General features: G+C 57.5%; 34 protein-coding genes. 24 read left to right on the plus strand and 10 right to left on the minus strand.

Translation table 11 applies throughout. From position 1 onward, the window contains the following. Positions 1-55: 55 nt before the first annotated feature. Genes BMY44_RS17465 through BMY44_RS17480 form a run of 4 tightly spaced genes read left to right on the plus strand, consistent with a single transcriptional unit; the run spans position 56 to position 2236 of the window. Positions 56-550 (plus strand): DUF411 domain-containing protein, encoded by a 495-nt coding sequence (locus BMY44_RS17465; RefSeq protein WP_089997262.1) that lies wholly within the window; start codon positions 56-58, stop codon positions 548-550. Then, positions 547-1011 (plus strand): c-type cytochrome, encoded by a 465-nt coding sequence (locus BMY44_RS17470; protein ID WP_089997263.1) that lies wholly within the window; start codon positions 547-549, stop codon positions 1009-1011. Before BMY44_RS17465 ends, BMY44_RS17470 begins: the two co-directional genes overlap by 4 nt. Beyond that, positions 1008-1352: a copper resistance CopC family protein gene (locus BMY44_RS17475; protein WP_089997264.1), complete on the plus strand. Its 345-nt coding sequence runs from the start codon at positions 1008-1010 to the stop codon at positions 1350-1352. Before BMY44_RS17470 ends, BMY44_RS17475 begins: the two co-directional genes overlap by 4 nt. Further along, entirely contained in the window at positions 1286-2236 is a 951-nt protein-coding gene (locus BMY44_RS17480) for a CopD family protein (RefSeq protein ID WP_242650602.1), read from the plus strand. Before BMY44_RS17475 ends, BMY44_RS17480 begins: the two co-directional genes overlap by 67 nt. Before the next feature lie 42 nt (positions 2237-2278). Here the strand turns inward: BMY44_RS17480 and BMY44_RS17485 are convergent, their stop codons facing one another. Beyond that, the gene (locus BMY44_RS17485) at positions 2279-2551 is read right to left on the minus strand and encodes a metal-sensitive transcriptional regulator (RefSeq protein WP_089997266.1); all 273 of its coding nucleotides are present in this window, start codon (positions 2549-2551) and stop codon (positions 2279-2281) included. An 84-nt stretch (positions 2552-2635) separates the two neighbouring features. Here BMY44_RS17485 and BMY44_RS17490 point away from each other — a divergent pair, with 84 nt between their 5' ends. Genes BMY44_RS17490 through BMY44_RS17500 form a run of 3 tightly spaced genes read left to right on the plus strand, consistent with a single transcriptional unit; the run spans position 2636 to position 4772 of the window. Next, on the plus strand, positions 2636-3190 hold the full coding sequence (locus BMY44_RS17490) for a DUF305 domain-containing protein (RefSeq protein ID WP_242650603.1): 555 nt from the start codon (positions 2636-2638) through the stop codon (positions 3188-3190). A gap of 17 nt (positions 3191-3207) precedes the next feature. Then, positions 3208-3996, plus strand: a complete 789-nt coding sequence (locus tag BMY44_RS17495; RefSeq protein ID WP_089997332.1) for a MauE/DoxX family redox-associated membrane protein — start codon at positions 3208-3210, stop codon at positions 3994-3996. After that, a complete protein-coding gene (locus BMY44_RS17500) occupies positions 3996-4772 on the plus strand; it encodes a DsbA family protein (protein ID WP_165611878.1) in 777 nt (258 codons plus the stop codon). The genes BMY44_RS17495 and BMY44_RS17500 overlap by 1 nt, the downstream gene beginning before the upstream one ends. A 165-nt stretch (positions 4773-4937) precedes the next feature. Here BMY44_RS17500 and BMY44_RS17505 read toward each other — a convergent pair whose 3' ends face one another. Continuing rightward, positions 4938-5885, minus strand: coding sequence for an SDR family oxidoreductase (locus BMY44_RS17505; RefSeq protein WP_089997268.1), 948 nt, complete (start codon positions 5883-5885; stop codon positions 4938-4940). A 138-nt stretch (positions 5886-6023) separates the two neighbouring features. On the opposite strand from BMY44_RS17505, the gene BMY44_RS18485 reads away from it, so the two are divergent. Both BMY44_RS18485 and BMY44_RS18255 read left to right on the plus strand, forming a co-directional pair. Continuing rightward, positions 6024-6263 (plus strand): helix-turn-helix domain-containing protein, encoded by a 240-nt coding sequence (locus BMY44_RS18485; RefSeq protein WP_278246587.1) that lies wholly within the window; start codon positions 6024-6026, stop codon positions 6261-6263. Positions 6264-6486: 223 nt separating this feature from the next. Then, complete coding sequence (locus BMY44_RS18255; protein WP_165611879.1) at positions 6487-6663, plus strand: hypothetical protein; 177 nt, start codon at positions 6487-6489, stop codon at positions 6661-6663. 153 nt (positions 6664-6816) lie between these two features. Here BMY44_RS18255 and BMY44_RS17515 read toward each other — a convergent pair whose 3' ends face one another. Together BMY44_RS17515 and BMY44_RS17520 are read right to left on the minus strand one after the other, a co-directional pair. Then, positions 6817-7458, minus strand: coding sequence for a Rho termination factor N-terminal domain-containing protein (locus BMY44_RS17515; protein ID WP_089997269.1), 642 nt, complete (start codon positions 7456-7458; stop codon positions 6817-6819). Beyond that, positions 7458-7802 (minus strand): DUF3140 domain-containing protein, encoded by a 345-nt coding sequence (locus BMY44_RS17520; protein ID WP_089997270.1) that lies wholly within the window; start codon positions 7800-7802, stop codon positions 7458-7460. Before BMY44_RS17520 ends, BMY44_RS17515 begins: the two co-directional genes overlap by 1 nt. 128 nt (positions 7803-7930) lie before the next feature. Here BMY44_RS17520 and rpiB point away from each other — a divergent pair, with 128 nt between their 5' ends. Then, positions 7931-8371, plus strand: a complete 441-nt coding sequence (gene rpiB, locus BMY44_RS17525; protein WP_089997271.1) for a ribose 5-phosphate isomerase B — start codon at positions 7931-7933, stop codon at positions 8369-8371. Positions 8372-8452: 81 nt separating this feature from the next. Continuing rightward, positions 8453-8980 (plus strand): flavodoxin domain-containing protein, encoded by a 528-nt coding sequence (locus BMY44_RS17530; protein WP_089997333.1) that lies wholly within the window; start codon positions 8453-8455, stop codon positions 8978-8980. Positions 8981-8991: 11 nt separating this feature from the next. Here the strand turns inward: BMY44_RS17530 and BMY44_RS17535 are convergent, their stop codons facing one another. Further along, a complete protein-coding gene (locus BMY44_RS17535; protein WP_089997272.1) occupies positions 8992-9600 on the minus strand; it encodes a TIGR02466 family protein in 609 nt (202 codons plus the stop codon). A 403-nt stretch (positions 9601-10003) separates the two neighbouring features. Between BMY44_RS17535 and BMY44_RS18310 the strand changes: the two genes are divergently transcribed. The 13 genes from BMY44_RS18310 (at position 10004) to BMY44_RS17600 (ending at position 16370) form a co-directional block, all read left to right on the plus strand. Continuing rightward, complete coding sequence (locus BMY44_RS18310) at positions 10004-10825, plus strand: hypothetical protein (RefSeq protein WP_207510589.1); 822 nt, start codon at positions 10004-10006, stop codon at positions 10823-10825. 116 nt (positions 10826-10941) lie between these two features. Continuing rightward, positions 10942-11148: a 50S ribosomal protein L29 gene (gene rpmC / locus BMY44_RS17545; RefSeq protein WP_089997273.1), complete on the plus strand. Its 207-nt coding sequence runs from the start codon at positions 10942-10944 to the stop codon at positions 11146-11148. A gap of 4 nt (positions 11149-11152) precedes the next feature. After that, a complete protein-coding gene (rpsQ, locus tag BMY44_RS17550; RefSeq protein ID WP_089997274.1) occupies positions 11153-11383 on the plus strand; it encodes a 30S ribosomal protein S17 in 231 nt (76 codons plus the stop codon). A gap of 77 nt (positions 11384-11460) precedes the next feature. Beyond that, positions 11461-11829, plus strand: a complete 369-nt coding sequence (gene rplN / locus BMY44_RS17555; RefSeq protein WP_089997275.1) for a 50S ribosomal protein L14 — start codon at positions 11461-11463, stop codon at positions 11827-11829. A 2-nt stretch (positions 11830-11831) separates the two neighbouring features. Continuing rightward, positions 11832-12137, plus strand: coding sequence for a 50S ribosomal protein L24 (gene rplX, locus BMY44_RS17560; protein ID WP_089997276.1), 306 nt, complete (start codon positions 11832-11834; stop codon positions 12135-12137). Beyond that, positions 12137-12700, plus strand: a complete 564-nt coding sequence (rplE, locus tag BMY44_RS17565; protein ID WP_089997277.1) for a 50S ribosomal protein L5 — start codon at positions 12137-12139, stop codon at positions 12698-12700. Before rplX ends, rplE begins: the two co-directional genes overlap by 1 nt. Before the next feature lie 20 nt (positions 12701-12720). Beyond that, positions 12721-13026 (plus strand): 30S ribosomal protein S14, encoded by a 306-nt coding sequence (gene rpsN / locus BMY44_RS17570; RefSeq protein ID WP_089997278.1) that lies wholly within the window; start codon positions 12721-12723, stop codon positions 13024-13026. Between the two features lie 18 nt (positions 13027-13044). Next, positions 13045-13437, plus strand: coding sequence for a 30S ribosomal protein S8 (gene rpsH, locus BMY44_RS17575; protein WP_089997335.1), 393 nt, complete (start codon positions 13045-13047; stop codon positions 13435-13437). Between the two features lie 10 nt (positions 13438-13447). Then, the gene (gene rplF, locus BMY44_RS17580) at positions 13448-13981 is read left to right on the plus strand and encodes a 50S ribosomal protein L6 (protein ID WP_089997279.1); all 534 of its coding nucleotides are present in this window, start codon (positions 13448-13450) and stop codon (positions 13979-13981) included. Between the two features lie 11 nt (positions 13982-13992). Beyond that, positions 13993-14358 carry a 50S ribosomal protein L18 gene (gene rplR, locus BMY44_RS17585; RefSeq protein WP_089997280.1) on the plus strand — a complete coding sequence of 122 codons (366 nt, stop codon included), beginning with the start codon at positions 13993-13995 and terminating at the stop codon, positions 14356-14358. Between the two features lie 113 nt (positions 14359-14471). Next, a complete protein-coding gene (gene rpsE / locus BMY44_RS17590) occupies positions 14472-15050 on the plus strand; it encodes a 30S ribosomal protein S5 (RefSeq protein ID WP_089997336.1) in 579 nt (192 codons plus the stop codon). Positions 15051-15062: 12 nt separating this feature from the next. Beyond that, positions 15063-15254, plus strand: coding sequence for a 50S ribosomal protein L30 (rpmD, locus tag BMY44_RS17595; protein WP_089997281.1), 192 nt, complete (start codon positions 15063-15065; stop codon positions 15252-15254). Positions 15255-15689: 435 nt separating this feature from the next. After that, positions 15690-16370, plus strand: coding sequence for a DUF2848 domain-containing protein (locus tag BMY44_RS17600; protein WP_423219762.1), 681 nt, complete (start codon positions 15690-15692; stop codon positions 16368-16370). Positions 16371-16384: 14 nt separating this feature from the next. Here the strand turns inward: BMY44_RS17600 and BMY44_RS17605 are convergent, their stop codons facing one another. Genes BMY44_RS17605 through BMY44_RS17625 form a run of 5 tightly spaced genes read right to left on the minus strand, consistent with a single transcriptional unit; the run spans position 16385 to position 20678 of the window. Further along, positions 16385-17458, minus strand: coding sequence for a 5-oxoprolinase subunit C family protein (locus BMY44_RS17605; RefSeq protein WP_341349664.1), 1074 nt, complete (start codon positions 17456-17458; stop codon positions 16385-16387). Then, positions 17379-18068 (minus strand): 5-oxoprolinase subunit B family protein, encoded by a 690-nt coding sequence (locus BMY44_RS17610; protein ID WP_089997338.1) that lies wholly within the window; start codon positions 18066-18068, stop codon positions 17379-17381. The genes BMY44_RS17605 and BMY44_RS17610 overlap by 80 nt, the downstream gene beginning before the upstream one ends. Before the next feature lie 7 nt (positions 18069-18075). Beyond that, on the minus strand, positions 18076-18837 hold the full coding sequence (locus tag BMY44_RS17615) for a LamB/YcsF family protein (protein WP_089997282.1): 762 nt from the start codon (positions 18835-18837) through the stop codon (positions 18076-18078). A 12-nt stretch (positions 18838-18849) separates the two neighbouring features. After that, on the minus strand, positions 18850-20133 hold the full coding sequence (locus BMY44_RS17620) for a TRAP transporter large permease (RefSeq protein ID WP_089997283.1): 1284 nt from the start codon (positions 20131-20133) through the stop codon (positions 18850-18852). After that, positions 20130-20678 (minus strand): TRAP transporter small permease subunit, encoded by a 549-nt coding sequence (locus BMY44_RS17625; RefSeq protein WP_089997284.1) that lies wholly within the window; start codon positions 20676-20678, stop codon positions 20130-20132. Before BMY44_RS17625 ends, BMY44_RS17620 begins: the two co-directional genes overlap by 4 nt.

Below are 20678 nucleotides of genomic sequence, written 5' to 3' on the forward strand. Positions count from 1 at the left end.
CGGGCCGTGCCCGATGCCCCGAAACTTGGGCGTTACCTTTTAAGAGGATGATCTCATGAAACTTATCAAAACACTTCTGGCCTTCACACCTGTCATTGCACTTGCATTTGGAATGACGGTCTTTGGCTGGGCTGGCATGGCCGATGCCGACAGCCACGGGGCCATGTCCCATCACGGCACAATGCACGTCACCAAAAGCCCGACCTGTGGCTGTTGCGGCGCGTGGGTCGCACTGGCCCGCCAGGAAGGCTACGATATCGCAGTGACCGACACAGCAGATGTGAGCACCGTGAAACTGGATGCAAATGTTCCCGGCCATCTGTGGGCTTGTCATACCGCGACGATCCACGGCTATGTCGTTGAAGGCCATGTTCCGTTTGAAGCGCTCGCAAAGCTGCTTGAGGAACGTCCTGACGTCACCGGAATTGCTGTCCCCGGTATGCCCGGCGGCTCGCCCGGTATGGGGAATGATCCAACCGCGCGTTACGACGTGATCGCCTTTGGTGGCGACGCGGGCGATGGCGAGGTGTTCTATCAGGCCGGTCTGTGAAACGGACGGTTCTGATAGCCATCGGTGGAGCGGCCCTGATCGGGGCCGCTCTCTACGCTTTGAGCAATGTTTCGGCGCAAACCGACCGCATTGTCTTGCGGGACGCCGATCCTGAAACCGTCGCGCGTGGTGCCAGCGTGTACGCGGCAAACTGTGCCTCTTGCCATGGCGCCAATCTGGAAGGCCAAGCCAATTGGCGGTCTCCCGGTGAAGACGGGCGGCTTCCGGCACCGCCACACGATGAGACGGGACACACTTGGCACCATGACGGTGACACGCTATTCCGGCTGACCAAGTACGGAGTGGGCGCCTTGATCAAAGATCCCGACTACGCCACCAATATGCCGAATTATGAAGACGTTCTGAGTGATGAAGACATCATTGCCGTGCTAAGCTACATCAAATCGACCTGGCCAGAGGACGTCCGCGCCCGGCACAACGACATGGAAAGCAGACAATGAGATTGATAACTTTTGCGCTTCTGGTGCTGGCCGCAACCTCGACCGGAGCTTTGGCACACTCCAAAGCCGAACAAACCACGCCTGCCAATGAAGCGACGGTCGCGTCCGTGGACGTCATCGAAATGCGCTTTGATGATCCGATGCGCGTGACCGCAATTTCGATGACCGGTCCTGATGGTGATGTGGCCATCGCGCGGGAAACCGGCATGGACGCCGTGACAGAGTTTCGCGCGCTGCCGCCTGCCGGCCTTCCGGACGGGGCCTATACGGTGGATTGGCGCGGTTTGTCTTCGGATGGCCATCCCATGCAGGGCACGTTTGGCTTTACGATAGCCGACTGATCCTCGTGGAAGGTCTGGCACCAATCGACGGATGGGCCATAGCGGCCATCTTTGCAAAGGCGACTGGCTATGGCGCGGCGCTTTTGGCGATGGGCGGGCCACTATTTGTTCTGGCTTTTCCAAGCTCATCCGCGGATGTACGCCAACTGGCCCGGAAAATTGCCGTTATCGCCGCTTTCGTTGGACTTGTGGTGCTGGCGCTGCGCTTTGGAATCCGTGCCGCCCGTATATCAGGGATGGGTCTTCCGGGGGCCTTCGATCCGATGATGCTGGGCTTTGTCTGGGATAGCCCGCTTGGGGCAGCTGCCATCTGGCGCGGCGCGGGCGAGCTGCTGGTGCTGGCATTGCTGATGAGAGGCGGCGTAGGGCTCTGGGCAGGGCTGATCGGTGCTTTGATGATCGCAGTGTCCTACACGTTCATTGGCCATTCTCTTGGTGATCCCCGCTGGCTGCTCGCGTCATTGCTGACCTTGCACTTGCTGGCAGCGGCGTTCTGGGTCGGCGCACTGGCCCCGCTGCGTCATGCGGTCGGCAAACCGGACGGGGCCGTGCTGCTCCATCATTTTGGAAACGTCGCCAGCGTAACAGTCCCACTCCTTATCGTCTTTGGCGTGATCTTTGCTTGGTTCATGACCGGATCACTTTCCGCACTACTTTCGACAGCTTACGGCTGGACACTTCTTGCCAAGCTTGGCGTTGTGACAGGGTTGATGGCGTTGGCCGCGCTAAATAAATGGCGGCTGGTTCCGGCGCTCGCCTCTGGCGTACGCGCTGCCGAGACCCATCTGCGCCGGTCAATCCAGATCGAAGCCATGGCGGTCGTGCTCATCTTGCTGGCAACGGCAACGCTCACCTCGATCACCACACCTCCGGTCAACCTGTAAAGCGGACCGTTCCAGCCCCTCCCGATCCCGTCAACGGCCCTGCTATTTTGACGCCTTCTGCAAAAGCCCGATCAGTTCGCCAAACTTGGCTCTTTGTTCTTCGGGATCGCCGCTTTGAATGGCCGTCTCGACACAGTGTTCCGCGTGGTTTTCAAGGATCAGCTTTTCAACACCCAGAATGGCGGATCGTATTGCTGCTGTTTGCGCCAGAATGTCCATGCAATAGCGGTCGGCCTCGACCATGCCCTTGACGCCGCGCACCTGACCTTCCAGCCGCGACAGCCGGTCCAATGTCTTTTGCTTGTTCGCCTTCATGCGGCTGCACTCCCCGATTTATGGAACCAAAGCACTGTTCTCCAAGTTGTATACCCCGTATGGGTATCAAGAAAGGATTTGTCCATGACACACGCCGAAGACTCTACAACGCATGCACGCAGCGCGCATCACGATAGTCACGCACAAAGCGGCGGGGGCGGTTATGGTCGGTTTTTCGCGATGATCGGAACGTCGACCGTGGTGATGTACGGGCTGATGTATCTCAACACCTATGCGCTTGATCACGTCTTCTTTTCGCAGACGCGCATGTGGATGGCGTTGTATATGGGCGGGATGATGGCTGTGATCATGCTGGCCTTTATGCTTGGCATGTACTCTAATCGGAAAGCGAATATCGCGATCTTTGCAGGCGCACTCCTCGCTTTTGCGGCAGGGCTTTATTTCGTTCGGTCCCAAGAGACGGTCGGTGACGTGGCGTGGATGAAAGCGATGATTCCGCATCATTCCATCGCGATCCTGACAAGCGAACGTGCAAACATTTCCGATCCCCGCGTGCGCGCGTTGGCTGACGCGATCATCGAGGCGCAGCGCGGCGAGATTGCGGAAATGAAGCGATACATTGCAGATATCGAAGCCAACGGGGATGCCGCAGCAGGAACCGTCCGAACAGAACCCTGATACAAAGGACAGTTATGATGCCAAAGGACACCCGCGATGTCGCAGATGTGACAACCGACCCCGCCGCCGCCGCGACCGGAAAAACAGCCGTTCTTTACCGCATGGCCCTGCCAGACCATTTGTGTCCGTCAGGGCAGAAGGCGCGTTGGCTTCTGGACCGTCACGGCTATGAAGTCGATGATCGTCTGTTCCGCGATCGGTCGGAAGTCGATGCATTCAAGGTACAGCACGATGTTCCGACAACACCGCAGATTTGGATCGAAGGTGAGCGGGTGGGCGGCTATCAGGCCCTGCGCGAAAAACTGACCGGCTACGACCCGAAGGCCACGACTTACAAACCGGTGATCTACCTCTTTGCCGTGGCCGCCGCGACAGCACTTGCGCTGTCGATCGGATTTCTCGGCACGATCACATGGCAAACGCTGGGCTGGTTTATTTCGGTCTCGATGATCCTGCTGGGGATGCAAAAGCTTCGCGACATCGAAAGCTTTACGACGATGTTCCTCAACTACGACTTGCTGGCACGTAAATGGGTGCCCTATGCCTATGTCTATCCTTGGGTCGAGACAGGGGCGGGCGTTCTGATGACCGGCATGTTGCTGACACCGCTTGCAGCCCCTGCGGCGCTTTTTATCGCCACGGTCGGCGCGATCAGCGTCTTCAAGGCAGTCTATATCGACAAACGAGAGTTGAAATGCGCCTGCGTCGGCGGCGGATCAAATGTCCCTCTCGGTTTCGTCAGTTTGACCGAAAACCTGATGATGATGGGGATGGCCATTGTGATGCTCGTGCGGATCGCAGGCTGATGGCCACGGTTGCTGTCTGGAAGCGGCGGGCTTTGCTGGCTGGCGGAGCCCTTGCCGTTGCCGGGTGGGTGAAAGGCGTCCCGTATCTGGCATCGCTGCGGCAACCCGACTTTGTATTCGAGGACATCCCCGACCTGTCGCCCTTCCGGCGGCTGAAGGGGGCTGGTGCATCGACACCGGGCGCTGGAATTTTTGCGGGTCTCGATACTGACGAACCGGAAATCGACGCTGATGACGCACTGGCACAGTATGTCAGGGAAAACCCCTGTGAGGCCTTTTACGGCGAGGGGTCCAGGAACACGGTGTCAGTCGCGATGTTCTCCGACTTTGCATGTCCGATCTGTCGTGTGATGGATGATCGTCTGATTGATCTTGAAGCAAGTGACCCGGAATCCTTTCACATTGTCCGCCATCAGCTTCCGCTTTTGGGGGTAGCTTCGACAGTTGCCAGCCGTGCCGTGCTGGCGGCGGACCTGCAGGGCCGGTATCGCGATATGCATGCCCGCCTTATGCAAACACCCGCCGTCACGGATGAACGCTTTATCGCGGCAATCGCGCAAAATCTCGACCTTGACGCCGATAGATTGCTTGAAGACATGCAGTCTGATGCCATCGACCGCCGCCTGCGGCTGACAGCAGCCATTGCAGATGTCTTCGGCTTTATCGGCACGCCCGCTTTCGCTGTCGGACGAACCGTGTTCATGGGGTCAATCCAGACAGGGGCGCTCCGCAAGCTGATCGCGGTCGAAAAAGCAAATCCTTGTATGACGGCCTAATTCATCGGCCCAGCGTGCAATCGCGAGGTTGTCTGCACTTTGCAGACGCGAACGCAGTGACTGCCGGCAATGCGGTCTGCGTTGCATCTTATGCCAGTTGCTGGACGGTCATCGGATGTCTGCTATGACAAGTGATAAGCAGCGTACGCCTCGCGCGTATCTTGTTTAGTGATCCCAGCTGAACCCTGTTGCTTCTTCGGACACGGCCCAAAGTTTTTCCATGACGGCCTTGTCGTAAGCGTGAGGATTGAGCGTGCCTTTGCCGACCGGTCCGACGAATTCCATCCGGCCCGTCGGGCCATAAAGCGCGCGCTGTTCCAGTCCGTCCTCGGTGGCACACATGACTTCGGGATAGGCACCCTTTTCGGCGGATTGCACCATCGGCGTAAGGGTCATCAGCCTGAAAAGCAGCCTGGTCAGCCAGTTGCCGCTGGTGGTAATCAGCGAGGTTGCCGAAGAGCCCGGGTGACAGACGTACACCGGAACGTCCTTATCCGTCCCTTGAAGGCGATCCTGCAGCTCGTATGCGAACATCATCTGCGCCAGCTTGCTCTGGCTATAAACCGGGTTGGCGCTATAGTTTTTGTCCCAATTCATATCGTCGAATTGGATCGTCTTGATCCCCATATTATAGCCGAGGCTGGCGACGACAACTATTCGGCCTTTGCTCTGTTCGATCCGGTCGAACAGCATCCCGCACAGCACGAAATGACCATAATGGTTTGTGCCAAGCTGACTTTCGAACCCATCAACGGTGAGCTTTTGTGTCGGCACCTGTGCGATCGCCGCATTGCAGATCAGTGCGTCAATACGGGGAACGGTTTGCAGAACCTCATCTGCCGCTTTGCGGACGCTTGCCAGTTCGGACAGGTCCATGCGCACGAAGCTCACATCGGCCTTGGTGCCAAATTCAACTTTCAATTCCTTGATCGCAGCGGTCGATTTTTCGGCGCTGCGGTTCAACATCACGACTTTGGCACCCTTGGACAGAAAGATGCGTGTGGCTTGAAATCCAGCACCCGCGTTGGCTCCGGTGATGACGTATGTTTTGCCCGCAAGTGAGCCGAGGCGATCAGGTGTCCAGCCTTTGGCTCCGAAAGTTGTGTCTGGCATTGTGTTGCTCCTTGTGGTGTCGGACTTGCGGCCGTGCGATGATAATTTCTGTCTTGGAAGAGTAAATAAATCTCAAGAGATGTCGAAAATAGGCTAGTTAGTCGCGAATACTTGCCTGATTGTATCACCGCGGTTTTCATGGCTGACCGAGAAGGGTTAACTTGGCCCCATGAGCAAAGTACAGATCAAACAGCTTATCGAAGACCGCGCCTCAACAGTGCTGCGATGAAGATAGCCGGTGGCATGACCGTAAACGAAGCAGCAATGGGCGTGGGCTATGTCAGCCCGTCTCAATTCAGCAGAGAGTTCAAACGCATGTACGGGCAGTCGCCGCGACAATGGAGCGATGCGCAGCAATACTCACTGGCGATGAGTTGAGCCGTTGACCGTGCGACACCGCGCGCAACGACACATCATCTAAAAGCCGTTCACGCAGGCAGGATAATCTTAAACCTCATCGCCGCGATGGGGGTCGCTTTCCGCGATAACGCAACGCAAACCGAATGAGGTTGGCGCACGGTAGGTTCGATGGGCTGATGGCTTCTTCACAACCGGAGCGTCCCTCGTTACGCTCCTCTCAACCAGTTAGGGAGCCACCGCCATGAAGCACGTCCCCAAGCCCACCACTGACGACGATCTTATCCAGCAATTCTTGAACAAAGGCGGCAAGGTCACGAAGGGCAAGACCAAACCCATGCCCGACGATCTGGGCCTGTCAAACAACGTGTGGGGTAACAAGCTGACGCGCGAGGAAAAGGCTGCCAAGAAGGCGAAATAGAACCGGCGTTGCCTGACAAACGGCGTCGTCCGATCAGTCCGCATGGGTCAATGCGCCCAGTCGAACCGGTCACACCGCAAAAAGTTTGTTTGAAAACCTAAAGGGACCAGCAACATTGCTGTTGCCGGTCCCTTCTGAGTTGTCAGCCGTCACTCAATCGTCCGCGAGCGCGTCGACCAACTCGTCCTTTGTCATATCGGATCGTCCCTCGATCTCGCGCTCTTGCGCGACATCGTAGAGTTCGTCCTTTGACTTTGCTTCCAGCGCGGTCACAGAATTCTTGCCGCGTCCGTTCTCATCCGTGGCCTCTTCGATGGCCTCCAGCAGTTCATCCTTGTCCATGGACGACCGGCCGGAAATATCGAGATCCTGCGCGCGTTCCATCAACATGTCCTTGGTCGGGCCGCCGTCCTTGATCTGGGCGACCTTTTCCTTCACATCGTCCGGCTGATCCACGAATTGTCTGGACCCGTCCTTTTTCTTCTGGGTCGAACGGGCATATTCATCTTCGGTCAGCAGCATGCGGACTTTCTTGGGAAGATAGCGTTCGCCACTCTCGCCCGAGTCCTCGCCGGATTTCGTGCCCCAGTCTTCCTCGGTCCATTCATGCAGATCGGTTTCGTCCTGATCGGGGCCGTCATCTTCATACTCGCCGCCACGCTTCTTGTATTCCTGCACGGCAAGCTGGGCCTTGCGGGCCGACCACTGGCCAGGCTCGCCGCCCTTGTCGCTTTGGGTGATCTCTTCCTTGACCTCTTCCCAAAGCTCGGGGTCGCTTTTCTTGGCGGATGACATCAGCTGTCCTCCTTAAGCGGGTCGTGGCCCCAGTTCATCAGCGAATAGCGCCAGTCCGAGTTCTTGACATCGTCATCCGGTCCGCCCTGCGACAAATGACGTTTGATGTAACCGACGACGGTGGCCATATGGTCCCACTGATCGTCGGTCAGCTCGTCCTTGTTGGTGCGCTTGATCTTCACGATGCGCCGGCCCGATTTGTGACCCGTGCTTTCGCCGTCGTCATTGTCACCGACAGATTTGGATTCCTCGGTGTCCAGCCAGTCTTCAAGCGTGGCCGGGGCCATGTTCACCAGATCGCGCCATTCGTCCCAGATCTGGTCATGTGATTTCGATGAGGACATGTCTCACTCCGCTTGCGTTAAAGAGCAAACCGCCGAAACCGCGTTGGGTTCCATGCCGCACGCATTTCCATGTCTTGACAGTCGGCAGGCAAGCACATCAAACAACGCCAAAAGCCAAAGGATCACCCATGCCCCGCATCGTTCTTTCCAGCGATCACGCCGCCATCGCGCTGCGCCAGACCATCGCGACCCATATTGCAGCACAGGGGCATGACGTGGTGGATATCGGCCCGACAACGCCGGAAAGCACGCACTACCCCAAGCACGGGCAGGCCGCGGCAGAGCGGGTGGCGTCAAAGGATTGCGACCTTGGCATTATCCTCTGCGGAACAGGGCAGGGGATCATGATGGCCGCCAACAAGGTCAAAGGTATCCGCTGCGGTGTCTGTTCCGATACGTTCTCGGCCCGCATGATCCGTGCGCACAACGATGCGAATATGCTTTCGCTTGGTGCGCGGGTGATCGGTGAAGGGCTGGCGCTGGATATCGTGGATGCCTTTGTGTCCACAGCGTTCGAAGGCGGGCGGCATGCCGCGCGCGTCAACATGATCGAACCCGCCACGGACTGATCCGCCGCGTTTGATCCAGAACAATCCGCGCTTTGGGCGCAGATGCTATCGTTTTCCTGCGCATCAATGCAGGAGGAGGCCATGGCGGTTCTGATCGAATACGGCACGATCGAAGGGCAAACCGGAAAAATTGCAAACTTTATCGCCGACCATATCCAGAGCCTTGGGCAGGATGTGACGCTTGTGAACACCGGTGACCGCGCCGCGCCGCCGGCGTCCTTTGACGGGGTCGACAAGGTGATCCTTGCCGCGTCCGTTCATGAACGGCGCCACCCCAAGATGTTTGAAACAACCATCGCCGCACAAAGGGATGATCTTGCCCAGCGGCCCACGTTGCTGCTGTCGGTCAGCCTGAACGCTGCTTTTCCCGAAGGCGTCGAAGAGGCCCAGGAATACGTCGAGGAAATGGAATTGCGCACCGGCCTCACCCCGACCGAGGAAATGCTTGTCCCCGGGGCCGTGCACACAGACCGCTGTGATTATTATGCGCTACAAGTGCTGCGCCACGTCATCTTGCGCGGCAAGGATTACGATCCGGCGCAAGGCACGCATGAGTTTACCGATTGGGATGCACTCCGCGACCGCGTCTCGGCCTTTGTGGCGGCCTGACGTAGTGGCCGCTAGTCCCATTTGTAGTTGAAGCTGACCGAAATCCGTTCGTCCTCTTCGGACATGTTCATCGGCACCTCATGGCGCAGCCAACTTTCCCAAAGCAGCACCTCGCCCACTTCTGGTGCGATATAGACGAAGGGCTTCAGATGCTCTGGCGCATCCTTGGTGCGCGGCGGGGCGGCCATCATCATCTGCAGGCGCGGGTCTTCGAACTTGATCGCTGCAGAACCTTCGGGGAGCGCGACATAGGTCGTCCCGCTGATAACCGAGTGCGGATGGATGTGCCCCGTGTGGATGCCGCCGGGGGGCAGGATATTGATCCAAATGTCCTCAAGCTTCAGCGCCTTGTCCCCCAGATCGAAATGACAGTCCTTGGCGAAAGCCGCGACGTGTGTGTCCAGCGCTTTGACCACATCCGCAAAGATCGGAAACCGCCACGGCAGGTCGGACAGGGATGCATAGGAGGTATATCCTGGAAACCCGTTCGCCTCGCACCAGTCCTGCCCGGCCTCGTCGTCATCGGCGATGACAAGGCAGGATTGGGTGAGTTCACGCTGGTCGATGTCCGGGGACAAAGCCGCGCGGTAGAGCGGGGTGGTGAAGAGGTTTGTGATCATCAGAGTTGCATATCGCAACTCGTGATAAGCAACCAGTGGGCGGCAGTCGCTTTTGGAACAAAAGCGATGAGAGCAGCACCCGGTAGCAATTAGAGCGCCTCACAACACAAGGGCCGCGCCCGACCTGGAGGGCGTTTGCCCGTGTGGATCAGCGTCGCACCTCAAAGCATGTATGTCGGGTGTTTTGTGCGTGATATCGCCAATGCGCCCTCCGGGGGGGGGCAAGCCGAATTGAAAAGGCCCAGTGGACCTATTCAGGCGCAGAACGGGCGGTGCCCAGTACGGGCGCGGCCTGGTTATGCCGGGCAACATCAATCCGCAGCGAGAGGGCAATTTCCTGTTTTTAGTTGTGGTTACTCGCGCTATGGATGAAATCCGTATCTTTGAATAATCGAGGTCAAACTTGTATCATTTAGTCGTTTTAGAAGGCTCGTTTTCTCAGAACCAAGTCAGCTGTGAATATGGACGGTTTCTAGAGTACACCTCAGAAGCAAATATAGAAAAATTTAAAGACCTTACCGATCTAGAATTGCTCGAATACCCAGCAATTTTTATGGGGGAAGGCTATGATGACGAGCCTGCAAGAATTGGAAAGTTGATTAAGATCAGCAAAGTAGGCCGAGAAGTCAAAGCCTACTACGTCGTCGATCCGGATCTACCGGCACTAACAAACCGGCAAATCTATGATTTGAGCGAAGAGCTTGATATCGCGAGCTTTGAGTTTTCGAGAAATCACTGGGCATTGAAAGACGTAGATTTGTTTGAAGTCTTGTTGCGCGCTGGTGTCAGGCAACCCTTCCAGCCATCAGTTTTTCGGCTGAGTCGCAATCCAGTTAAGAGTGATCTGATATCGGTCATGATGCCTTTCGATGCATCTTCAGACAAGGTCTATGCCAATCTAAAGAGAGCTATTGAAGGTGAGGGTTTGCGGTGCAATAGGGCCGATGACATTTGGAAGAATTCCCACATCATGGAGGACGTTATCGAGTTAATCTGTACTGCTCGTGTCGTTGTATGCGATCTGAGTGGCATGAATGCGAATGTTTTCTATGAAACGGGTATTGCGCACAGCTTGGGTAAGGAGGTCATATTGATTACTCAATCAATGGAACACGTGCCCTTTGACCTTCGTTCTCTTCGATGCGTTACTTATTTGAACAATGGCGAAGGCAGAGAGGAATTGGCCAAAAAAGTTGTTGCCCGGGTTAGAGACTTGATTGGTTAAACAACCCTCTTGCCACATCCCGCCAACCCTCCTATACGGCGCACTTCACCCACTCCACCGGGATTCGGGGTCACGCTTTTGCGGCCTGCCGGTGATGTTGATAAAGGAGCCGTCCGATGGACGCCAAAGAACTGCGGGACAAGACACCCGATCAGTTGCGCGAGGAACTCGCCAACTTGAAGAAAGAAGCCTTTAACCTGCGTTTCCAGCAGGCCACAGGCCAGATGGAAAACACATCTGCGATGCGCCAGGCACGCCGGAACGCGGCCCGTGTCAAAACCATTCTGAACGAAAAGGCGAAAGCCGCAGCAGGGGAGGCATAAGACCATGCCTAAGCGTATCCTCCAGGGTGTCGTGACATCCAACCAGAACCAGCAGACCGTCACCGTGTCTGTCGAACGTCGCTTCAAGCACCCGCTGCTGCAAAAGACTGTGCGTAAGTCCAAGAAGTACCGCGCACACGACGAAAACAACGCATTCAACGTTGGTGACACAGTCCGTATTCAGGAATGTGCCCCCAAGTCGAAAACCAAACGCTGGGAAGTGATCGCCAACTAAGATCGCACCCGGTTCAACGAAACCCTAGGGGCCCGGTCGGAAATCGGGATTGACCCTATAGGTCGGAAGGAAACCAAATGATCCAGATGCAGACCAATCTGGATGTTGCTGACAACAGCGGCGCGCGCCGTGTTCAGTGCATCAAGGTTCTGGGTGGTTCTCACCGTCGTTACGCCAGTGTTGGAGACATCATTGTCGTTTCGGTGAAAGAGGCCATTCCACGCGGCCGCGTAAAGAAAGGTGACGTCCGCAAGGCCGTCGTCGTACGCACCGCCAAAGAAGTCCGTCGCGCAGACGGCACAGCAATCCGTTTTGACAAGAACGCCGCTGTGATCCTCAACAACAACAACGAACCCATCGGTACACGTATCTTTGGGCCGGTTGTGCGTGAACTGCGTGCGAAAAACTTCATGAAAATCATCTCGCTCGCTCCGGAGGTGCTGTAACCATGGCTGCGAAACTCCGTAAAGGTGACAAGGTCATCGTGCTTGCCGGTAAGGACAAGGGCGTGACAGGCGAAATCAAATCTGTTGATCCCAAGTCCGGCAAAGCTGTCGTTGACGGCGTCAACATGGCGATCCGTCACGAGAAGCAATCCCAGAACTCTCAGGGTGGGCGCACGCCAAAGGCGATGCCGATCCAGTTGAGCAACCTGGCAATCGTAGATGCAAACGGCAAACCTTCGCGCGTCGGCTTCCGCATGGATGGCGACAACAAGGTGCGCTTTGCCAAGTCAACAGGGGATGCGATCTGATGCTTGATACCGCAAACTACACCCCGCGCCTGAAAGCGCTTTATGCGGACACTATCCGCAAGGCGATGAAGGAAGAGTTCGGCTACAAGAACGACATGCAGATCCCGCGTCTGGACAAGATCGTCCTGAACATCGGCTGCGGCGCAGAAGCTGTCCGTGACAGCAAGAAAGCCAAGACCGCGCAGGAAGACCTGACAACCATCGCAGGCCAGAAGGCCATGACGACCGTGGCAAAGAAATCCATCGCTGGTTTCCGCGTCCGTGAAGACATGCCACTGGGTGCGAAGGTTACGCTGCGTGCCGATCGTATGTACGAATTCCTCGACCGTCTGATCACTGTTGCGATGCCACGTATTCGTGACTTCCGCGGCGTGTCCGGCAAATCCTTTGATGGGCGCGGCAACTACGCCACCGGCATCAAGGAACACCTCATCTTCCCAGAGATCAACTTTGACAAGATCGATGAGAACTGGGGTATGGACATCGTCATCTGCACCACCGCCACAAATGACGCTGAAGCAAAGGCACTGTTGAAGCACTTCAACATGCCGTTCAACAGCTAAGCGCCAGGAGAGAAAAAGATATGGCTAAGAAATCCATGATCGCACGCGAACGTAAGCGTGAAAAGCTGGTGGCGCAGTATGCTGAAAAGCGTGCAGCACTGAAGGCAATCATCAACGACAAGGACGTCCCTGTGGAAGAGCGGTTCAAGGCAACCCTTGATCTGGCAAAATTGCCACGCAACTCCGCACCGACACGCTTGCACAACCGTTGCCAGCTCACCGGGCGTCCACACGCCTACTATCGTAAACTGAAGATCAGCCGGATCGCGCTGCGGGACCTTGGTTCCAATGGCGAGATTCCCGGCATGGTCAAGTCAAGCTGGTAAGGAGAGCACATTATGGCAATGAACGATCCTATCGGCGATATGCTCACACGCATCCGCAACAACCAGATGCGCGGCAAGCCATCGGTTGAAACACCGGCATCCAAGCTGCGCGCCTGGGTTCTGGACGTACTCGCAGACGAAGGTTACATCCGCGGCTACGAAAAGATCGACGGTAAGGACGGCCACCCGGCCATCCGTATCGAGCTGAAGTATTACGAAGGCGAACCCGTCATTCGTGAATTGAAGCGGGTCTCAAAGCCCGGTCGCCGCGTCTACATGGGCGCAAATGACTTGCCAAGTGTCCGTCAGGGCCTTGGTGTGTCGATTGTCTCGACCCCAAAGGGCGTGATGTCAGATGCAAACGCACGCGCAGCCAACGTTGGCGGCGAAGTGCTCTGCACAATCTTCTAAGGGGGCAAACATGTCTCGTATTGGTAAAAAACCGGTCGATCTGCCCTCTGGCGTCACAGCCTCGGTCAGCGGCCAAACGGTTGAAGTGAAGGGGCCGAAAGGCACCCGCAGCTTCACAGCCACCGACGACGTGACCATTTCGATGGGCGAAAACGCCATCAAGGTGGATCCACGCGGCAGTTCAAAGCGCGCGCGCCAGCAGTGGGGCATGTCCCGCACGCAGGTGCAGAACCTTGTCACAGGCGTGACCGAAGGGTTCAAGAAAGAGCTTGAGATTTCCGGTGTCGGTTATCGTGCACAGATGCAGGGCAACGTCCTGAAACTGTCACTGGGCTACAGCCACGACGTGAACTTCGAAGTGCCGGAGGGTGTCACCGTGACAGCCGCCAAGCCAACCGAAGTCACTGTGGAAGGTATCGACCAACAACTTGTGGGTCAGGTCGCGGCGAACATCCGCGCTTGGCGCAAGCCAGAGCCCTACAAAGGCAAAGGCATCAAGTACAAGGACGAGTACATCTTCCGCAAAGAAGGCAAGAAGAAGTAAGGACCAGCATCATGGCAAACAGCAAGAGACAACTGTTTCTGAAGCGCCGTATGCGCGTTCGGAACAAGCTGCGGAACGTTACTGCAAACGTGGGTCGCCCCCGTTTGTCCGTGCACCGCTCCAACAAGAACATCAGCGTCCAGCTGATCGACGATGCGAACGGGGTCACACTCGCATCCGCATCGTCGATGGAAAAAGATCTGGGCGTGGTCGGCAAGAACAACATCGAAGCCGCTGCAAAGGTGGGCGCTGCAATCGCAGAGCGTGCCAAGAAAGCCGGCGTCGAACAGGCGTACTTCGACCGTGGTGGTTTCCTCTTTCACGGCAAGATCAAGGCTTTGGCCGATGCTGCCCGTGAAGGTGGCTTGAAAATCTAAGACTTGCAGGGCGCGCCAGTGGTGCGCCCTCGATGATCGAGGTCCCGGATCAGTTTCGGGACACTGCGATCGGACAATCGGGCCTTTCGCCCACAAAAACAAAGGGATGCCCCATGGCAGAACGTGAAAATCGCGGCCGCGGCCGTAACCGTGAAGAACAAGCACCGGAATTTGCCGACCGTCTGGTCGCCATCAACCGCGTGTCCAAGACAGTCAAGGGCGGTAAGCGCTTTGGCTTCGCAGCCCTCGTTGTTGTGGGTGACCAGAAGGGCCGTGTCGGCTTTGGCAAGGGCAAGGCGAAAGAAGTGCCCGAAGCGATCCGCAAGGCGACAGAACAGGCCAAGCGCCAGATGATCCGCGTGCCGCTGCGCGACGGTCGTACACTGCACCACGACATCGAGGGCCGTCACGGCGCTGGTAAGGTCGTGATGCGCACGGCACCAGCCGGTACGGGTATCATCGCCGGTGGTCCAATGCGTGCCGTCTTCGAAATGCTGGGTGTGCAGGACGTCGTGTCCAAATCCATCGGTTCGCAGAACCCCTACAACATGATCCGCGCCACGATGAACGGCCTGACGAAAGAGGCATCGCCTCGCTCTGTCGCCCAGCGTCGTGGCAAGAAAGTCGCTGACATCCTGCCCAAGCGTGACGAGGCCCCCGCGGCCGAAGCCGCTGCCGAAGCAGACGCGTAAGGAGACTGACAGATGGCTAAGAAAACAATCGTCGTTAAGCAGGTGGGTTCCCCCATCCGCCGCCCCGCCAAGCAGCGCGCAACGCTGATCGGTCTGGGTTTGAACAAGATGAACCGCACCCGCGAATTGGAAGATACTCCTTCCGTACGTGGCATGGTTGAATCGGTGTCTCACATGGTCGAGATCATCGAGGAAAAGGGGTGAACACCGTCTAGGAATTGATCCAGTGGATCAATTCAGGTGTTCACGGGCGGAGCCCCGGATCGGCAATTGATGCAGATTTGGAACCTGCCGTTGGAAATTAAAAGCGCCTCGTGGGAAACTGCGGGGCGTTTGCAATATTTTGGACCAGAACATGCGTTAAACGTCAGGTTGAATTTGCGCAGAGGTTTCTTTGGTCACCCGCCATTTGCATATGACGACACCGGGCTAGCCACCCCGAGGTCAAAACGCGTGCGCCGTTGCGCGCTTGCGCCAACAGGCATCAGCCGACTAGTCCTGCCAGTCTTGAATTTGTTAGTGCAAATGACGCGCAACCAAGTCACGATCAGATCGGAAACAACTTGTTGGTGCGTAACAAAATCTGACGCGTTGCAAGATTGAAAAAGGCCACAGCCCGACGATGTGGTCGGAATTGGTATGACGAAGGGACCTCACAACATGCGCGTTGATTTCAGCCTTGGCAACACGCCCCTCCCATTGGAAATCCAATCGGTTGTCATAGCCGGGTGGACCGGTCGAAATTTGCAGGCAGTCCAGCACCATATCGACGAACTGGCCATGTTGGGTATCGCGCCGCCAAGTCAGGTGCCCCTATATTACAGGGTCTCGCATACGCTTTTGTGCCAATCCGAGAGCATAGAGGTGCTGGGAACCGGCACATCGGGCGAGGTCGAACCTTTGCTGATCCAGCAGAACGGCAAACGCTACCTTGGTCTGGCTTCGGATCACACTGATCGGGATCTGGAACGCCACTCTGTTGCGGCTTCCAAACAGGCCTGTGCCAAACCTGTTGCAACCGCACTTTGGGATTTTGACGCTATCATGGATCACCTCGATCAGATCACCCTGAAATGCTGGATCGAAGAGGACGGGCAGGAGGTGCTTTATCAGGACGGAACCTTGGCCGGTATTCGCCCGCTGACGGACCTTTGCGAAGGGGCTGGTATGGCGGACGGGACGGCGATGTTGTGCGGCACGTTGGCGGCCATTGGCGGCGTGCGCCCGGCCCGGCAATACCGCATGGAAATACACGATCCGACGACCGCAGACACGATCACGTTGTCCTACGACGTCAAAACGCTGCCGATCATCACTTAAGGCAGCACCTTGGTCTACTCATAGACGCAGCCATGGATCAGGTTCTCGCGCATCAGGCGCTGGGCCAATGATCCGCGCGCCACTGCGATATCCTCAAGGTAGTGGCCCCTTTGTTTTTGAAAGGCCCTGAGCGCATCAATCGCCTGCGGGCTGGAAATTGATGCGAACTTCACCGTGTCGCCCGCGCGAAATTGCGCCAACCGGTCGGTGTCACAGGAAATGACAGTGGCGATTTTCGGATAGCCACCCGTTGTCTGATGATCCGCAAGCAGCACCGTTGGAACGCCATCCCCGGACACCTGAACAGATCCGCGCACGATGGGTTCGGACGGGATCGAAAGCGCCGCGTCAAGTTCTAGGGGGGGACCGCTCAATCGCATCCCCATGCGGTCATAGGCCTCTGTCACCTTGAAGGTGTCCGACACAAAACACGCAACAGCCCCGTCGGCAAAATACTGATCCTGTGGGCCTGTGACAACGCGGATCGGTCCGTCGGGCATGAAGTCGGGCCGTCGGATATCGCCCAGTCGATCTTCGCGGAGGGCGGCATCCGAAACCGTGATGGTTTGTCCCGCTTGCACGACGCCACCGCCAAAGCCGGAGGTCGAATGCGTTGCACGACTGCCCAGCCATTCCGCGGCGTTCAACGTGCCCGCAAAGGCCAGATAGGCCCAGCTTCCGGTCTTTCCGGCGCTGATCGACAGTTGTTCGCCTTTTTGGATGGTGAGGATCGTCCAAGACGCGGTTTTCTGCGCGCCGCGCTTGACGACAAAATCCCCGCCGGTGATCGCGACGGTGACGGCACCGGCCGTGCATTGCAGGATCAAACCGCCAAGCGAGATTTCGATGGCCGTCATTCCCGCCGCATTGCCAAGGGCCGCGTTGGCGGCATCAAAGGCCAGACGGTCCATCGGGCCTGACGTGGCCACACCAAAGCGCATGTTGCCGGGGCGGCCCGCATCCTGAAAGGTGACCAGTGGGCCAGCAAAGGAAACGCTGAAGGCTGCCTCACCCATCATCGCGATCCCGATCCAGACGGTCGTATGTCGCGGTGTCGATCCGCTCGAAAGCGACGCGATCCCCGACATCGAACAGAAACGGATGTTCAGGGTCGCCGGTAAAGATCGGGGTTGGTGAGCCGCCGATAATCGACCAGCCTGTCGGCATAGTCAGGGTCGTGATCAGGCATTGTGCCCCTGCAATAATGACGCTGCCTGCCGGAACATCGCGCACGGGCTTTGGCTTGCGCGGCACCTGGATCTGCTTTTGCACGCCCGAAAGATAGGCATAACCGGGCGCAAACCCGTACATCAGAACCTGAAAATCTCCGGCAAGATGGGCGTTGATCACCGCCTCGGTCGTCAGGCCGGTTGCCGATGCAACAGCGTCCAGATCGGGCGCAAAAGGGGGCTCATAACAGACCTGCACATTGCGCTGGACGCCTGCCGACGCTTTTGTCTCCAACCCTTTCAGGCGGATGCGGACGTGCCCTTGCACGGTCACATGGTCCGTTTGTACCGGGTCGAACGACACCAGAAGGTTGACCAGCGCCGGCACCGTCTCGATCACACCGGTGGGGATGTCAGCACCGATCGCCTTGTCCAGCGCAACGACATGGGCATGTGCCGTGTCAGAAATGTCCTGCGCGAAACTGACCAGCAGCGCGTGATCGGCGATGGGCGTGAACTGGGGGTCCATTGGCATCTCAGGCCTTCGTAAATCCGGTGATCTGCACGCCCTGTGCCGTCAGCCGGTTGCGGACCTCGCGCGCCATGGCGACAGCGCCGGGGGAATCGCCGTGCACGCAGATGGATTGCGCCGCAAGCTTGATCGGAGGTCCGTCAATGACCGGCATCAGACCGGTTTCAAGAAAGGACAGCAGCCGCGCGGTCGCTTGCCCGGCATCGTGGATCATCGCGCCGTCCTGATCGCGCGGGACAAGTTGACCCGATGACAGATACCCGCGATCGGCGAAGATTTCGGAAAAGACCGGGGCGTTGGCCGCGCGGGCGGCCTGTTCACTTTGCGTGCCCGAAATCGCAAGGATCGCAAGTTCGGGATCAATCGTCTGGACGGCTGCGACGATGGCCGCAGCGACCTCTGCGTCGCGGGCGGCAAGGTTGCCAAGCGCGCCGTGCGGTTTGACATAGGTTACGGGTACGCCGACCTGCGCGGCAATCCCCATCAGCGCACCAATCTGGGCGGCACACATCCGCCCGATCTCCGCGGGCGACATGGGGATGACACGCCGTCCGAACCCTTCACGGTCGTTGTATCCGGGATGCGCCCCCACGGTGACGCCGTTCTCTTTCGCAAGTGAAAGCGTGCGGAACATCGTTTCCGGATCACCTGCGTGCCCGCCACAGGCGATGTTGGCAGAGCTTACAATCGACAGCATTTCAGCATCATCACCCATCGACCAGGGCCCGAAGCCTTCACCAAGATCAGAGTTGAGATCGATACGCATCCTGATCGGACCCTATTGCAGGAAGTTCGGTAGAAAAAGCGCGATGCCGGGAAAGGCGATCAGCAGGAACGCCATGGCCAGCATGGTCAGGCAGTAGGGCAGCGCGCCCAGCATGACCTCGTTCAATGTCCCCGACTTGCGCGCGCCTTGCACGACATAAAGGTTCAGACCCACGGGCGGAGTGATCAGCGCCATTTCGATCAGCACGATCATCAGGATGCCGAACCAGATCACGTCATAGCCCTGCACCAGAACCATCGGCACGATGATCGGGATCGTGACAACCATCAGCGACAGCGTTTCGATGAAGAATCCAAGCACAATGTAAAGCACGACAACCACAAGGATAAAGCCAAGGGGCGACAGGCCGAGCCCTTCCATAAAGGTCGTCAGTTCGCGCCCCAACCCCGCCGACGCCAGTGTGAAATTCAGAAACGAGGCCCCGATCACGATCAGCATGATCATTGAGGTAATTTTGACCGTGCCCGTCAGGCTTTGAGTCAGCATGTCCCAGGACACACCACCAAAGGCGAGGGCGATGGCGAAAGCGCCCGCAACGCCGACGGCTGCAGCTTCGGTTGGCGTGGCCCAGCCGCGATAGATCGACCCGACGATCAGGCCGAACAGGATCAGGATTGGTATCAGATCAATCAAGGCCCGGATCATCTGGGCGAAAGGAAAGGTCCGGCGAACGCCCCCCAGATCCGGGCGGATCAGGCAGATAAGGGCTGTGACCACCATAAAGGCGACGGCCAGGGCGATGCCGGGTATTAGACCGGCCAAAAACAGCTGCGGGATCGACGACTGTGTCAGGAACCCGTAGACGATCAGATTGATCGACGGGGGGATCATGATGCCCAGCGTCCCGCCAGCGGCAATCGCACCCGAAAACAGCTTGGGATCATAGCCCAGCTTTTCCGCTTGTGGCATGGCGACCGTGGCGACCGTCGCCGCTGTCGCCACCGATGATCCAGAGGTTGCGGAAAACATGGTGGCTGTGGCGATATTGGCATGAACCAACCCGCCGGGCAGCCAGGACACCCACCGGTCAAGGGCTGCATAGGTGCGTGTTGCCACGCCGCTGCGCACCAGAATTTCGCCCAGCAAGACAAAGAACGGAATTGCGATCAGCGTCGCCGAATTCGATGACGACCAGACCATATTTCCAAGGCCGCGCGTCAGTGGAAAGCTGGAAAAGAACGTATCAATCCCAAAGCCCAGCAGAAACAACACGATGCCGACGGGAATGGACAGGGCCAGCAGGCCAAGAAGCCCGATTGAGACATATCCGATCATTGCAGTGTCTCCTGCTCGGCAAAGGCACCGACGATGGCTTCGGTTTCTTCATGACGTCGCTTCAGCAAAAGGCTAAGCGCCGCGAGCGTTGTGAGGGTCGACATGAGCGCAAACCAGACCCAGCCTGCGAACCATGGCAACTGCACCCAGGCCAGCGGCGTTTCCAGCGGCGTGTTGGCCCGCGACCCGTTGGCCAGGGACCGTTCAAGAACGGGCCATGCCTTGATCGCGATGGTGATGATCACACCAGACATGACGATCATCGAGAAGACGTCGAACAAGGCGCGCGCAAAGCTTTGGAATCTGGATCGTAGCAGGTCAATCCGCACGTGGCCCAGTTCCAGCAACGTGTAGGACATCCCCCACGAGGTCGCGAGCGCCATGGCATAGCCTGCGATCTCTTCCGTGCCGCCAAGGGACGTACCAATCTGGCGCATGATGATATCCGTCAGAACAAAGGCTGCGCACAGCAGCAGGCCGAAACCGACGACCAGCGCTACCCCTTTGTTGATTGCCCGCAGGCTGTCTATCATCTTGCGTTCCAT

Source organism: Cognatiyoonia koreensis, assembly GCF_900109295.1.
In the GTDB taxonomy this organism is placed as follows: domain Bacteria; phylum Pseudomonadota; class Alphaproteobacteria; order Rhodobacterales; family Rhodobacteraceae; genus Cognatiyoonia; species Cognatiyoonia koreensis.